Raw genomic sequence first — 14,295 nt, 5'->3', positions numbered from 1 at the left:
GGAACCCTGCAATCGCATATGGCGTCAGTTGCCACCACCACCCATGAGCAAAGCCAGGCGACCAACGAAGTATCGGAACGCATTGACGAAGTCCATCAGGCCGCTGCCCGCAACAGCGAACTGGCCAATCAAACTGCCCGGGTTGCCATTCACATGGCCGACCTGACTCAGAAAAAATAAAAGGAAATTATTTATGGGGAATTCAGCATCCGGTTACGTCTGGCTGACGGCGGCATTTCCTGTCGTTGGTTGCCTGTTATTTGTATTACTGCATCAGAGCAAAAAAATAAAAACGCGTCGTCTGCAAAAAGAAGGATTAGAACGACTGCTCAATCTTAAATCGCTTTTAATGCTGGTACAGCGCCATCGCGGCATGAGCTACAGCGTATTAATGGGTGACAGTGCGCTGCGCAGCGATATTACCCAGGTCGAACAGAATATCAGCCGCTGTAACGAACAACTGCAAAGCCTCGGACAACATCCGCGTCACCGTGATTATTGGTTATCATTTTTTGACCACTGGTCACGCCTGCAAAGAAATAATCTGACCCTGGCCGCAGAGAATAACCGTGAACAACACAACCAGATTATTTCCGTACTGCTTTATCTGATTGAAGACGTTGCGGAATACGCCCGGCTCAGCGAGCTGTGTGAAGAACCCCTGCAACATATCTGGCGCGACCTGCCACGCACCGCAGAATGGATTGGTCAGGCAAGGGTATTGGGCAGCGGTATGCTGGCGGCCGGCCATTACGAACGTGTCGATAAAATACGCATCAGCTTTATCCGCTCAAAGCTCGCCGGTTACATCGAATCAGAACGGATTCAGGGCTCCAGACTGAATGAACTGGTCACTGTGATTGATCAGCAACTGCTGCAGGATGAGCAACAGAAACTGTCATCCAAAGCCTACTTTGATTTAAGCACCCAGGCCATGGAGCCCTTATTTCAAAGCATGGATCAGGGGCTGAAAAAACTGGGCAACAGACTGGCGGCTTAATTCTGCTTATGAATTGCTGCGCCCGTATTGCTGAAAAACCGCCGCGGTGACATACCGCGGCCACGCTGAAAAGCATGACTGAAAGCAGAGGCACTGCTGAAGCCGGCTTTCATCGCCGTTACCTTGATACTCACACCGCTGCGCAGCAGTTCTTCCGCACGTCGCAGACGGCATTCGCACAACAGATCACGCCAGCACCAGCCATCCTCCTCAAGACGCCGTCCGAGGGTGCGCGGCGACATACACAACTCCGCTGCCACGGCAGCCATATCCGGCACATCCGGCAGAGTACGCGCCACCAGCCGCTGTACTTTATGACTGGTGCGTTCCTCATCGGCAACGCTGCTCTCACCGGTACACAAACTCTCACAGGCATTGGCGGCGACCGGATTCTGCAGCGGCATAGTAAGTAATAACTGACTGGCATCGCCGCAGAATACGTTGCCTGCCGCACTGGCCTGCAGCGCACAACCAAACACCTGCTCCATCTCTGCCATGACCGGCAAACGCGGATACACCAGCGACAGAGCACGCACATTGCGCGCCCCTCCGGCCAGCAGCTCTCCCTGCAGGGCAGCAAGAATGCCGAACTCGCGTCCGGTCACAAAACGCTCCCGGGCCTCACTCAGACGATGCCGGCAACGGAATTCCAGCCGCAGCTCATCGCGACTGATATGAATGTGAATCTGCGTCAGGTTATCTGCACAGGCCAGATAGCGGCGGATCATATCCAGCGCCGCGCGGGCGTCGCGACTGCTGGCCATGGCCATACCCAGCACACCCAGACTGGCGAGCCGGTAACGCAGGCCGGTAGCAAAGCCCTGCGCCAGTGGTTCTGAAGCGCTGTTCAGCAGCAGAGCATCAATCATGCTCAGCTCCTGATCTATGCTGACATCCGCCAGGCCAAGATCGATTTGTGGCCGTGTCAGTCCGGTTTTTGCCAACATCTGCTGATCACTGATGCCGCAGCTCTGTGCCTGCAGCAGCAGAAACCTCGCATTAGCCAGACCAAAGCCCGGTGCCCGCTGGCTGCTGATATTTTGAGCGGTAATCATCAGGGGCCGCCTCTTATTATTTTTTATGTACGATAGTCCAGATATTTGGCATGTCACGTCATGCGACTGTCCTGTCGCAACATTCTCTTCCCACCGCACTCGGCTATCTTGAGCTGCGCGATGCTCTCGTGTGAGCTGCGCGATGCATTTGTGCAGTTCGCAACGCTCTGCTTTGCCGCCCCATCCCTGCATGGGCTGGCCGCTATTAAAAACAAAAATAAAGAGAACACATACGATGAAAAAAGCCATTCTGGCGCTCGGCGCCATGACCGCTCTGTGCTCAATGCCGACCTCCGCACAGATCACCGATTCCCCGCTGTTGCCAGCCATCTCCCTGGTGGCCGGATTACTGAATCAGGGCGTTTTCCCTGAGTCCGACCTCTATACCACCGACGACGACATCATCATTCACGCCGATGATGGCGTCGAACTGGCCGCCAACGTATTTGTCCCCAGCGGCGACAACGGCCCCTATCCGGCAGTCATTTTTATTAACAGCTGAGCGCTGAACGAATACGAATACATTCCCGAGGCGGCCCGTTTTGCCGAAGAAGGCTATGTGGTGCTGAGCTATTCCACCCGTGGTTTTGGCACCTCAGGCGGCCTGATTGATACCGCCGGCCCACTGGATATGGCAGACCTCAGCAACGTGATTGATTACCTCATCGCCAACTTCGATGTCGATCCCAACGCCATCGGTACCGCCGGTATTTCCTATGGCTCCGGTATCAGCCTGCTGGGCGCCGCGCACGATCCGCGTATCCGTGCAGTCGTCGCCATGAGCACCTGGGGCAGCCTGACCGAAGCCCTTTATGGTCAGGAAACACCGCGCCTGATATGGGGCGAACTACTGACCCTGTCATCCGGCCTGACCGGCAATCCGGACCCGATCATCCGTGACACCTGGAACAAAGTGCTCAACCGTGAAGACATGGAAAGCGTCTACGCCTGGACCGGCATCCGCTCGCCACTCAACTACGTCAACGACATCAACGCCAACGGTACCGCTGTGTATATTTCCCAGAACTGGGGCGATAACCTGTTCCAGCCCAACAGCGTGCTTGATCTGTTCAGCCAGTTAACGGTGGAAAAACACATCGACCTGCAACCCGGCACCCACGCCGGTGCGGAAATCGGCGGACTGCTGGGCGGTGGCGATACCCACGTACTCAACAACGTACACCGCTGGTTTGCCGAACACCTGAAAGGCGAGAGCGGCGCAATGGAAAACCAGAAACCGGTGAATATGAAAGTAAAATTCACCAGCGGCTACCAACAGTACGATGCCTTCCCGGTGCCCGAAGCCTATGAGCAGACTTTCTACCTGCAGCCGCGCAACCTGTTCAGCAATGGCCGGCTGAGCGACTCCCCGTTCCAGAGCTGGCGTGCCCAGGACAACAGCATCAACTCGCTGTTTGATACCGTCGCCACCACTCAGGTCCCCCTGCTGTCACAGATTCTGGAGCAGCTCGACGTGCCGGTACTGGCCAACATGGCACACGTTGCGCGCCCGCACGGTATCGTGTTTGAAACCAGCCGGCAGTGGAGCACCATGCAGATCCGCGGCAATGCAGAACTCAGCCTGATGGTGCAACCCAAAAGCGATACCCTGCACCTGGTCGCCTACCTCTACGACGTTAACCTGTTTGGCACAGGTAAACTGATTACGCACAAACCCATTACTGTGCACCAGACCTCCGCCGGCGACACCATCCGCGTTGATTTCCCGCTGACCACGGTGGCTTACGATATTCCCGCCGGCAATAAACTGGCGCTGGTGATCGACAGCAAAGATCTGCTCTACGCCGGCCCTGCTGGCGTACGCACCATCGACTTTGAATTCAGCAACAGCGAGCAGTCCACCCTGACAGTTCCCCTTCTCTGAGATGCCCACAAAGCATTAACGACAGGCTGAAAGCAAAGCGCAGCTTAACCCGCTGCAGACATAAAACGGCGCAGAATACTCTGCGCCGTTTTTCTTTGCGGAATGACAAATGAGATACAAAGTCCGGGCCGCTGTGCGCCATTGTCTGCGAACCTTAAACCAGGCTTAAAAACTGACGTTTCTTTTCTATATTCTCAGCGCCTGCGTGCTTTTTTCACCCGCCCTTTGCCTCAGGTCAGAGTAAACTTGCCGCCGTCCCGGCAGAATAATCCGGCGCCTTATTATTTTTTTTACCTGCACAGCAGTCAGCAGTGGAAGCACTATGAAAGCGATCAAAATCAGTTTCGGCATTATTTTTATAATTCTCACTTTAGTCTGGTTTATGGCTGACACTCTGCTGCCGGACCCACTGACCTATTTTTCTTTCCGTCATGTCTTTGTGCAGTTCAGCGGTGTCATTGCCATGGGCGCCATGTGTATTGCCATGGTACTGGCGGTGCGCCCGCGCTGGCTGGAAAATCACCTCGATGGTCTGGATAAAATGTATCGCCTGCACAAATGGCTGGGCATTACCGCACTGATCGCCTCCACGGCGCACTGGTGGTTTGGTAAAGGCACCAAATGGATGGTCGGCTGGGGCTGGCTGGAACGCCCGCAGCGCGCTCCGCGGGGTGAAGAACAGCTGGGCATGATCGAAGAACTTTTCCGCAACCAGCGTGGTCTGGCAGAAACCATCGGCGAATGGACCTTCTATGCCGCCGCAATTCTGTTGATCATTGCGCTGGTAAAAATGGTGCCGTACCGCTTTTTCGCCAAAACCCACAAAATTATGGCCGCCGCTTTTCTGCTGCTCGCCTGGCATTCACTGGTACTGCTGGAGTACCCGTACTGGGCACAGCCAGTGGGCTGGCTGATGGCGGCATTATTGTTGGCCGGTTCTGTTGCTGCGCTGATGGTGCTGTTCGGTATGGTTGGGCGTCAGCGCAAAGTGCGGGGCACCGTTGAGTGCTTCCACTGGTATCCGGAATTACAGGTGATGGAAACCGCCATCAAACTGGACGCTGAGGATCAGAGCGGGGGCAACAGAACTGGCATGCGCGGCTGGCAAGGTCACAAGCCGGGTCAGTTTGCCTTTGTCACCTCCAGCAAAAAAGAAGGCGCGCATCCCTACACCATCGCCTCGGCCTGGCATGACGACAGTGAACACATCACCTTCATTACCAAAGCGCTGGGCGACCACACCAGCCGTCTGCCGGAAATCCTGCACGAGGGCATGGAAGTTCAGGTTGAAGGCCCTTACGGCTGTTTTACCTTCGACGACAACTGCCGCCAGCAGATCTGGGTTGGTGCCGGTATCGGCATTACCCCGTTTATCGCGCGAATGAAACATCTGGCCAAAGAATCCGATGGCCGCACCATTCACCTGTTCCACCCAACCGGGCAATATGAACAGGCCGCCATCGACAAACTCACAGCCGATGCACAGGCCGCCGGTATTACCCTGCATGTGCTGGCCAGCAAAGATGGCCGCCGCCTGAGTGCCGACATTATCCGTGCGGAAGTGCCGGACTGGGAAGAAAGCAGCATCTGGTTCTGTGGGCCGGCAGCATTCGGTACCACACTGCGCGACGATATAATCAACAAGGGTCTGCCGGCACAGCATTTCCATCAGGAATTATTTGAAATGCGTTAAGGCATTCAGCGCGATTTAGGTTTAAGACCGAAAATATAAAAAATAAAATAAAAACAGCGGCTATTGCCGCTGTTTTTATTTATACCGCTGTAAATCCGGTTCCACACGAAGGTAATTACTATCAGACGGTGGGACTTTCATAAGCAGAGGTTGCTGTATTTTCCACAGAATTCACCACTGAAAAGTTCTGACTACTATTTAACGCATAAACCACTTTATTTAATTCAGAATAATCCCGCTTTCTGTTTTAACCATACCTGAACTACCACAACGTTTGAGAGTTTCTGACGGTGTTTCACCAAACAGTTGTTTGTAGTCGTGAGCAAACTGGCCGGCATGCCAGAATCCCCATTCGGACGATTTAGAGGCGATTGTTTCATCCTCCTGCAATCCTTCCAGCAACGCCCGGCGCATATTGTTCAGGCGCGACAGGCGCAGGTATTTCAGCGGGCTTAATCCTAATACGGTTTCGAAGCTGTATTGCAGCGTGCGCCGGCTGACATGGGTTAAGCGACAGAGATCGGTAATGGTGATGGATTCGCCGGGATGGGCTGCGAGGTATTCCTGTACCCGTTCGACCACGGCTTTGCGACGGGCAAAGGTGGTGTTACTGGCTGCGCTGCGGGCTTCACCATCGCCCAGAATTTCGAGCACCGAGCCAAGCAGCATATCCTGATGGATTACTCCGGCACGGCCGCCATTGGCACTAAACATACGCCCCATAATATGACGCAGCATATCAAGCCTGCCTGTTTGCCAGCGGCGGCGCGGCTCGGACCACATGCCTGCGCGGATTTCCACGCCCTGCACTTCTGCGGTTTCCATCAGGCGTTGCTGGCTGACGACCACGCCATAAATATTGAAATCATCCGGGGTAAGTAATTCAAAGCTGCAGTTACCGGGGCGACACATCAGCTCATCGTCATTAACCGTTTGGCCGTTGATGCGACAGCCACCGGTGCTGCTGAGTGGACGGACACTGAAGCCGAGCCAGATGGAGTCCGGCCAGACGTTGCACGACTGGTGTAGTGCCTGGCTGGTGTATTCACGGAATACCTGCAGATCGGGCAGTGCTACTTCATCAATACGGCCGTAAAAGCGCCCGGCGCTGAGCTGATCATACTCCTGCTGCCAGTCACGCAGATTGTGTGCGTGCTCGTCCGCATCAGTGGCTTCGTTCACGCACCAACGCGGTGCCTGTGACCTCATTTCATGCTCTGTAACCACTTGCCTTCTCCCGTGAATATTCTTTTCTCAAGCCTCAGAAAAATCATAAGTCGTTGAAATTTATTAGTTTTTTAAGCTTTGCCATTTTTCGATAGCGGCCCGGAATGGTTCTGGCTTTGTTCTCCTGCTAATCAGATGAAGCTATGCAGCAACTTTTATTCCTAACAGGAAAGTTTGTCGCGAAAGGCAGGTCTATGAGCAAAACATATCGCTATACAATGGGTACGCAAACCTGGGCGTTCAGCAGTCTGAAAGAGCTGATGGCCCGGGCTACGCCTGCCCGTTCCGGCGACCGCCTGGCGGGGGTCATCGCCCGCTCTGCGGAAGAACGCGCCATTGCCCAGATGTGCCTGGCTGATGTGCCGTTAAAAGACTTCTTAAACGAAGCGCTGATTCCCTACGAGGATGATGAAGTTACCCGTCTGATCATGGACGATCATGATGCGACCGCATTCGCACCCATCAGTCATTTGACCGTAGGGGACTTCCGTAACTGGCTGCTGTCGGATTACGCCGACAGCGCCATGCTGACCAAAGTGCGCGCCGGTATTACGCCGGAAATGGCCGCCGCCGTCAGCAAAATTATGCGCAATCAGGATTTAATTCTGGTGGCGCAGAAATGCCGCGTGATTACTGCCTTCCGCTCGACCATTGGTTTACCGAAACGCTTATCCACCCGCTTACAGCCTAACCATCCTACGGATGATATGAATGGTATCGCCGCCAGTATTCTGGATGGCCTGCTGTACGGCAGTGGTGATGCGGTTCTGGGAATTAACCCGGCGACCGATAATGTGGCGCAGGCAACGCGTTTGATGAAGCTGATGGATGAGGTGATTTCGACCTACGAAATTCCGACTCAGTCCTGCGTGCTGACCCATGTAACCAATACCATGGAATGCATTGAAAACGGTGCACCGGTGGATCTGGTGTTCCAGTCGATTGGCGGTACTGAGGCGACCAATTCCAGTTTTGGTTTCAGTTTAAAAACCCTGGCGGATGCCCAGCAGATGGCGCTGGAATTAAAGCGCGGCACCGTGGGTAATAACGTGATGTATTTTGAAACCGGTCAGGGCAGCGCACTGTCCGCCAATGCCCATCACGGCGTTGATCAGCAAACCTGCGAAGCACGCGCTTATGCCGTCGCGCGTAAATTCAGCCCGCTACTGGTCAATACGGTTGTCGGTTTTATTGGCCCGGAATATTTATTCGACGGTAAGGAAATTATCCGCGCCGGTCTTGAAGATCATTTCTGCGGAAAATTACTCGGCGTGCCGATGGGCTGTGATGTCTGTTACACCAATCATGCGGAAGCCGATCAGAATGATATGGATAACCTGCTGACGTTATTAGGTGCGGCAGGCTGTTCGTTTGTGATGGGCATTCCCGGTTCTGATGACATTATGCTTAATTATCAGACCACCTCTTTTCATGATGCTCTGTACGCCCGCCGTGTTCTCGGTCTGGGCGCCGCGCCGGAATTTGAAGCCTGGCTGGAAAAGATGCAGATCATGAGTGATGCAGCTCACGCGACATTAATTGATGGACTGCCACCGGCATTTACCCAATCGCTGCAGTTTTTAACGGACGACGGTACGGAGAAGAAGCATGGCTGATGATGTAAAAACATCAGGCACAGATTCTGCCAGCGGCGTTGTCGATGAGTGGCAGGGTGTTATTGATAATCCATGGCGGCGTCTGCGCCAGTTTACCGATGCACGTATCGGCCTTGGCCGCAGCGGCATCAGCTTACCCACCAAAGAATTACTCGAATTTCAGCTGGCCCACGCTCAGGCCCGCGATGCAGTGCATATGCCGCTGGATTTTGCGGCATTAAGTGACAGCCTGGAGCAGCTGGCCCGCAAATATCCCATTCTGAATAATGCGCGCCCAATTAAAGTGCACAGTCAGGCTGAGGATCGCATGACTTACCTGCAGCGCCCGGATCTTGGCCGCCGCATCAGTGAAGAATCACGCGCAGCACTGTTACAAACGCTGAATGCTCAACCTTCTGAACAATCACTTCCCGAACAGACATTCGATTTAGCCATCGTCATCAGTGACGGCTTATCGGCCACTGCCATCAGCGAAAACGCCAACATTTTTATCGAACAACTGGCGCAGACATTAACTGCTGAGCAACGCACATTATCCATCGCGCCCATTGTTATGGCAGAGCAGGCGCGGGTTGCACTGGGAGATGACATTGGCGAACTGCTCAATGCCAGAGCGGTGCTTGTCCTTATTGGTGAACGTCCGGGACTCAGCTCTCCGGACAGCCTCGGCCTGTATCTGACGTGGGCCCCACGACGTGGTCTCACCGATGAAAAGCGCAATTGTATTTCCAATGTGCGCAAAGCTGGCCTTTCTTATTCAGAAGCAGTACGAAAATTGCTGTATCTGTTTAACGAAGCCTGCCGGCTGCAGAGTTCCGGCGTTGTTATCAAAGATCGCTCTGATGACAACGTTATCGAAAGCAGCAGTCAGCAGACGAGTTTTTTAATAAACGCAGGCAGTGAAAACTGACCGGCAGATAAAAATGGGTCGTCAGACAGTGCAAAAAACGCTGTCCGGCAAAACTCAGAAGAATGGAAAACACGTTTTTACTTCAACAGAAAACAGAGGGCTAAAAGATGGAGCAAACTCCTACTTTAGAATCGCTGCAGGCGACACTGGATGCTCAGCAGGCAGTGTTCGAAATGCATCAGGCGATGAACGTCGAGGTGTTCTACTGGTGGTGTACCGCCATCATGATCATGATTCACGCAGGCTTCCTGGCCTATGAAATGGGTGCGTCACGCAGTAAAAACGCGTTGGCTGCCGGTGTTAAAAACATTCTGGCTCTGGCCGTGATTATTCCGACTTTCTACCTCTTCGGTTGGTGGATCTACAACGCTTTCCCAGGCGGTCTGATTCCTTCAGAAGCCTCCGGCGCACTGCCATGGGCAGCCAGCATGGGCCCTGACGTGTCCGATATGGGTACCGGTATTTTCTGGGCCGCTTTCGCCATGTTCGGTGCGACTACCGGTTCCATTCTGTCTGGTGCGGTAATTGAACGTATCCGTGTTTCTGCCTTCCTGATTCTGACTGTATTCCTCGGTTCAGTCGTCTGGATTCTGGCTGGCGCATGGGGCTGGCACCCGGACGGCTGGCTGCTGACTGACCTGGGCTACCACGATGTGGGTGCTTCCGGTGTTGTTCACGCAGTGGCAGGCTTCTTTACTCTGGGCGTGCTGATTAACCTGGGTGCCCGTCGCGGTAAGTTCATCGATGGCGTTGCGCAGACTATTTCTCCGCACAGCCTGCCAATGACCCTGATCGGTCTGATGATGATTATCTTTGGTTTCTTCGGCTTCCTCGGCGGCTGCATCATCTTCAACGGTGGTGAAACTGGCTGGACGACTATTTACAACAACCCAACTAACCTGTCGGCTTTCGCCTTCAACACTCTGATGGGCTTTGCTGGCGGCGTGATCGGTTGTTACATCGCTTCCCGCGACCCATTCTGGACTATGTCCGGTGGTCTGGTTGGTATCATTTCCGTTGCTGCGGCACTGGATATGTACGATCCGGGACTGGCTTTCATTATTGCAACCTGCATGGGTGTACTGGCCGTTAAATTCGCTAAATTCCTGGAAAACCGCGGTATCGACGACGCTGTAGGCGCAGTTGCTGTTCACGGTTTCACTGGTTTTGTTGCGGTAATCCTGGTGGGTGTATTCCTGGGTGGCACACCAAACGTTGGTGATGTACCTCCTATCAGCTTCGTTGGTCAGCTGATCGGTGCGGTTGTGATGGCGGTTACCGGCTTCCTGCCTGGCTACGTGATCTCTCTGGTGCTGAAATCTCTGGGCGCACTGCGTGTTCCTGATACAGCAGAAGATCTGGGTCTGGATGAAGTTGAACTGATTGCCAAACCATATCCTGAAGCAAACACGCCTGCGTCTGTTGCTTCTGAAGTTCCGAACAAACTGGCTAACACTGAGCCTGCACTTTAATAAGGAGATATACCATGGGTACTTCTATTACTACCTGGGAAGGCGTTACAGCATACTTTACCTTTGCTGACAGCCCTTTCGCTCTTGGTCTGTTCGCTTTCGGTTGTGCCGCTATTGTTGTTGGCCTGATCGCCGGTATTTCCAAGCACGAAAACGAAGCATTTGAGAAATTCAAAAAATAATCAAAGCTTCTCTGAGCAGTTACTACTGCGGAAAAAGCCGGCTTAATTGCCGGCTTTTTTTCACCTGTTATTTATCCGGTGCTTTATGATTTTTGACATCCTGATGTTACTGCTTTTCTGCGGCATGATTTACGCCGGTTACCGCTTTGGTACCTCCAAAGAAATGCTGAACCTGGCTAAGGTATTTATTCCGATATCCCTCGCCAGTGCCTTCAGTGGACATTTTGGCATGTATCTTACGCGCATCGGTTTTTTACGCGCCAATGACTGGGCAGTACTGACCCTGACGGGTTTTCTGCTGCTGTTTATTGCTATGTGGATTGCTTTGCGTGTTAGTGAATACTTTTTTATCCGCCACGACCTGCGCTCACGCTGGTTCAGTAACAACCGTTTTACCAGCACGGCTGACCGTATTTTCTGTGCCACGGCAAATGGTTTGCAGGCCGTTCTGCTGCTGACATTTTTTAGTTTTCTCAGCACCCAGATCAGTCTGACCAGCGCAGGTTATAAACAGTATCTGATGGCCAATTCCCTGCTCTATCCATCCATGGACCGCATCTGCCGTCATATTGTTACCGGCCAGTTTGTCGATTCATTGATTAATGATCCGACCGGCACCACCACCTTTGAAGTGCTGGTAAAAACCCTGAACAACAAACAGACCATGGGCGATATTTCGGACGAGTTTAACCGCTCTACATTACTGCGGGCACGCAGCATGCTGAACAATATTCTCAACGAAGAAAGTGACGTAACGCCACCAGTGACCATAACAGCGTCAGCAGGCGACACAAATATAAGCGGAAAAGTCACAAGCGGCGGACAGACAGACGCCTTACCGGCCATGCCGGCAGGCAAAAGCAGTGATTAAGTTATTCGCTGACTTCAGGCAAGCGCGCGGCCATCAGTACGCCCACCACGGCCATCACTGAAAACGCCAGAATTAATGTTTCAATGGACATCACCGAGGTCAGTGAACCCACCGCACTCAATGCCAGCAGAATAATACCGATCATGGTGTTGCTCACAGATACGTAGCTGGTGCGTTTATCCCCTTCCGCCATATCGACCAGATAGGTTTTACGGCCAACCCGTACGCCCTGATGACAAATCGTCAGCAGAAAATACAGAAGCGGCATCAGCCAGAACGTGCTCATCAGCTGCGGCAGGTATTCTGAAATCAGAAACAGCAGGGTACCAATAACGGCGGCTCCCATGGATGCCATCATCATAACGCGGCGACTGGACTGATCAGAAAACCGTCCCCACACTGGCGCCGACACCAGCCCGGCCAGACCGCTGGCAAACATAAACAGTGCCAGTACCCAGATATCGGAGCCAAGCGCGTCATGGGCAAGCACAATGTAATACGGCGCACTCAGTGCCGTGCACAGAAACAGTGAACGGGTGATAACAAAATTGCGGAAGTCTTTATCGGTTTTTAACAGCGCCAGTTGTTTAAAGGCTTCGGATAATCCGTTTTTGCCGCCGCTGGTTTCACCGGGAAATTCCTTAACCTGAGCAAACACCCCGGCTGCCAGCAACCAGATGGCGGCACCTGCGATCAATGCCCAGCCGTAAAAAGCGTTGCCGCTATCGGCATTCAGATACCAGCTTAAAAACAGCGCTGCGGCCATAGCAATGGTCACGAAGCCCGCCGCACTGGATGACCAGCCGCTGACCTGACCGCGCTGTTTTTTCGGAATGGTTTTACCTAATACGTCTTTCGATGCCACCGAGCTTAACCCGCGCGACAGACTGAACACCGCCAGCAGACCGATCACTGCCCAGCCAGCCACAGCGCCTTCCAGCGTCATGGCCACCAGGCCGATAGCCAGCACGCACAGTGCCTGCAGAATACTGCCGGTCACCCAGGCCCATTTACGCAGCGGCATTTTGCGGATCCAGCTGGCGATGGCCAGTTGCGGAATCAGTGAACCGGATTCACGGATCGGCACCAGCCAGCCAAGCAGAAACGCCGGAGCCCCTAAGCTCTGCAGAATCCATGGCAGGGTTACTTTGGGATTGATGATGGCATCGCCCAGATTGGTCAGAAACTGAGAGATGATAATGCGCATGAAATTGCCCGGCACTTCCCGGCAGGCATCATCGTCGATGGCCTTACAGGCGCGGGCGTCTTCTTCGTTAATCAGCTTTTGATAAATAGAGTCTGACCATGACTTGTTCATCGTATGCCTGTCCTGTGCCTGTCCTGTGCCTGAGCTGTTACGCGCCGTCGCGACACGGCGCGGTTAAGAAATACCGGGTTGTATTATGAGCCGCAGAAATCTGCGGCCCAAACAACAGAGTGTCCCGTGCGATGCGGGAACCCTGTCCGTGTTATGGCTATTCCGCGCTGGCCTCTTCTTCATCAATAAACTGGCGCAGATGAAAGATGCCAAACACCATGATCAGCAGCGAGTCTTTGCCCGGCGCTGTGCTCTTGCGACGGAATGCTATCCAGAAGTACACAACTTCCAGCAGGTGAATACCCAGTACCACCACAGCACAGGCCGGTAACCAGCTGAGGACATCCGGCCAGTCGAAGACCCAGGCGAGGAAACACAGCAGCCAGAAGATCAGCGTGGCGATCTTGTTAAACATAAAACTCATAGAAATCGTTACCTGTTATCTGAGTGAGACGCAGAGTCACGCATAAGCTCCGGTAAAATCTGCCGCAGCGCAAGACTTTCCGCCCGGTGGCCGCTAAAATGCCCGCAGTTTTTATGCACGCCAGCAGCGGGAGAAGTACGCATGTCCGGGGAAAAGACCACACACTTTGGTTATCAGACCGTCGCCACCGAGGAAAAGCAGGCCAAAGTAGCCGACGTTTTCCACTCAGTTGCGGCGAAATACGACATCATGAACGATCTGATGTCCTTTGGTATCCACCGTCTGTGGAAACGCGTCACCATTGATATGAGCGGCGTGCGTCCGGGCAATAAAGTACTGGATCTGGCCGGCGGTACCGGCGACCTGACCCGTAAGTTCTCAAAAATTGTCGGACCGACCGGCAAAGTGATTCTGGCGGACATCAACTCCTCCATGCTGAATGTGGGCCGCGATCGTCTGACCGATCAGGGTTATGTCGGCAACGTGGAATACGTTCAGGCCAACGCTGAATGTCTGCCGTTTGAAGACAACAGCTTTGATGTGATCACCATTGCCTTCGGTCTGCGTAACGTCACCGACAAAGACGCAGCCCTGCGCTCCATGACCCGTGTGCTGAAACCGGGCGGCCGTCTGCTGGTGCTG

Annotated in this window: 15 protein-coding genes; 11 read left to right on the top strand and 4 right to left on the bottom strand. The window is 53.6% G+C overall.

What is annotated here, in order from left to right:
- Both B2Z72_RS14895 and B2Z72_RS14890 read left to right on the top strand, forming a co-directional pair.
- On the top strand, positions 1-180 hold a 180-nt coding region (locus B2Z72_RS14895), incomplete at its 5' end, for a hypothetical protein (protein WP_297005195.1).
- 13 nt (positions 181-193) lie between these two features.
- Entirely contained in the window at positions 194-1,000 is an 807-nt protein-coding gene (locus B2Z72_RS14890; protein ID WP_296984711.1) for a hypothetical protein, read from the top strand.
- Here B2Z72_RS14890 and B2Z72_RS14885 read toward each other — a convergent pair.
- A complete protein-coding gene (locus tag B2Z72_RS14885) occupies positions 997-2,055 on the bottom strand; it encodes an AraC family transcriptional regulator (RefSeq protein ID WP_296984712.1) in 1,059 nt (352 codons plus the stop codon). The two genes, B2Z72_RS14890 and B2Z72_RS14885, sit on opposite strands and share 4 nt — an antisense overlap.
- Before the next feature lie 235 nt (positions 2,056-2,290).
- Here B2Z72_RS14885 and B2Z72_RS14880 point away from each other — a divergent pair, with 235 nt between their 5' ends.
- The 3 genes from B2Z72_RS14880 (at position 2,291) to B2Z72_RS14870 (ending at position 5,633) form a co-directional block, all read left to right on the top strand.
- On the top strand, positions 2,291-2,557 hold the full coding sequence (locus B2Z72_RS14880) for a hypothetical protein (RefSeq protein WP_296984714.1): 267 nt from the start codon (positions 2,291-2,293) through the stop codon (positions 2,555-2,557).
- 3 nt (positions 2,558-2,560) lie between these two features.
- Complete coding sequence (locus B2Z72_RS14875) at positions 2,561-3,940, top strand: alpha/beta fold hydrolase (protein ID WP_349681255.1); 1,380 nt, start codon at positions 2,561-2,563, stop codon at positions 3,938-3,940.
- A gap of 322 nt (positions 3,941-4,262) precedes the next feature.
- Positions 4,263-5,633, top strand: coding sequence for a ferredoxin reductase family protein (locus B2Z72_RS14870; protein ID WP_296984716.1), 1,371 nt, complete (start codon positions 4,263-4,265; stop codon positions 5,631-5,633).
- Positions 5,634-5,852: 219 nt separating this feature from the next.
- Here B2Z72_RS14870 and B2Z72_RS14865 read toward each other — a convergent pair whose 3' ends face one another.
- A complete protein-coding gene (locus B2Z72_RS14865) occupies positions 5,853-6,815 on the bottom strand; it encodes a helix-turn-helix domain-containing protein (protein WP_296984718.1) in 963 nt (320 codons plus the stop codon).
- Between the two features lie 239 nt (positions 6,816-7,054).
- Between B2Z72_RS14865 and B2Z72_RS14860 the strand changes: the two genes are divergently transcribed.
- The 5 genes from B2Z72_RS14860 (at position 7,055) to B2Z72_RS14840 (ending at position 11,911) form a co-directional block, all read left to right on the top strand.
- Complete coding sequence (locus B2Z72_RS14860) at positions 7,055-8,476, top strand: ethanolamine ammonia-lyase subunit EutB (RefSeq protein WP_296984720.1); 1,422 nt, start codon at positions 7,055-7,057, stop codon at positions 8,474-8,476.
- Positions 8,469-9,386 (top strand): ethanolamine ammonia-lyase subunit EutC, encoded by a 918-nt coding sequence (gene eutC, locus B2Z72_RS14855; protein ID WP_296984722.1) that lies wholly within the window; start codon positions 8,469-8,471, stop codon positions 9,384-9,386. The genes B2Z72_RS14860 and eutC overlap by 8 nt, the downstream gene beginning before the upstream one ends.
- Before the next feature lie 107 nt (positions 9,387-9,493).
- Positions 9,494-10,858, top strand: coding sequence for an ammonium transporter (locus B2Z72_RS14850; RefSeq protein ID WP_296984723.1), 1,365 nt, complete (start codon positions 9,494-9,496; stop codon positions 10,856-10,858).
- 14 nt (positions 10,859-10,872) lie between these two features.
- The gene (locus B2Z72_RS14845) at positions 10,873-11,040 is read left to right on the top strand and encodes a hypothetical protein (protein ID WP_296984725.1); all 168 of its coding nucleotides are present in this window, start codon (positions 10,873-10,875) and stop codon (positions 11,038-11,040) included.
- An 85-nt stretch (positions 11,041-11,125) separates the two neighbouring features.
- Entirely contained in the window at positions 11,126-11,911 is a 786-nt protein-coding gene (locus B2Z72_RS14840) for a CvpA family protein (protein WP_296984728.1), read from the top strand.
- Position 11,912: 1 nt separating this feature from the next.
- Here B2Z72_RS14840 and B2Z72_RS14835 read toward each other — a convergent pair whose 3' ends face one another.
- Positions 11,913-13,229: an MFS transporter gene (locus tag B2Z72_RS14835; RefSeq protein ID WP_296984730.1), complete on the bottom strand. Its 1,317-nt coding sequence runs from the start codon at positions 13,227-13,229 to the stop codon at positions 11,913-11,915.
- Between the two features lie 157 nt (positions 13,230-13,386).
- On the bottom strand, positions 13,387-13,653 hold the full coding sequence (locus tag B2Z72_RS14830; RefSeq protein WP_296984732.1) for a DUF1145 domain-containing protein: 267 nt from the start codon (positions 13,651-13,653) through the stop codon (positions 13,387-13,389).
- A gap of 141 nt (positions 13,654-13,794) precedes the next feature.
- On the opposite strand from B2Z72_RS14830, the gene B2Z72_RS14825 reads away from it, so the two are divergent.
- Positions 13,795-14,295 (top strand): class I SAM-dependent methyltransferase (locus B2Z72_RS14825; protein WP_297005192.1); only part of this gene is annotated, 501 nt, incomplete at its 3' end.

It is taken from the genome of Thalassolituus sp. UBA6592 (assembly GCF_002433655.1).
GTDB lineage: Bacteria > Pseudomonadota > Gammaproteobacteria > Pseudomonadales > Oceanobacteraceae > Venatoribacter.
This window is presented reverse-complemented; position numbering and strand designations above follow the sequence as displayed.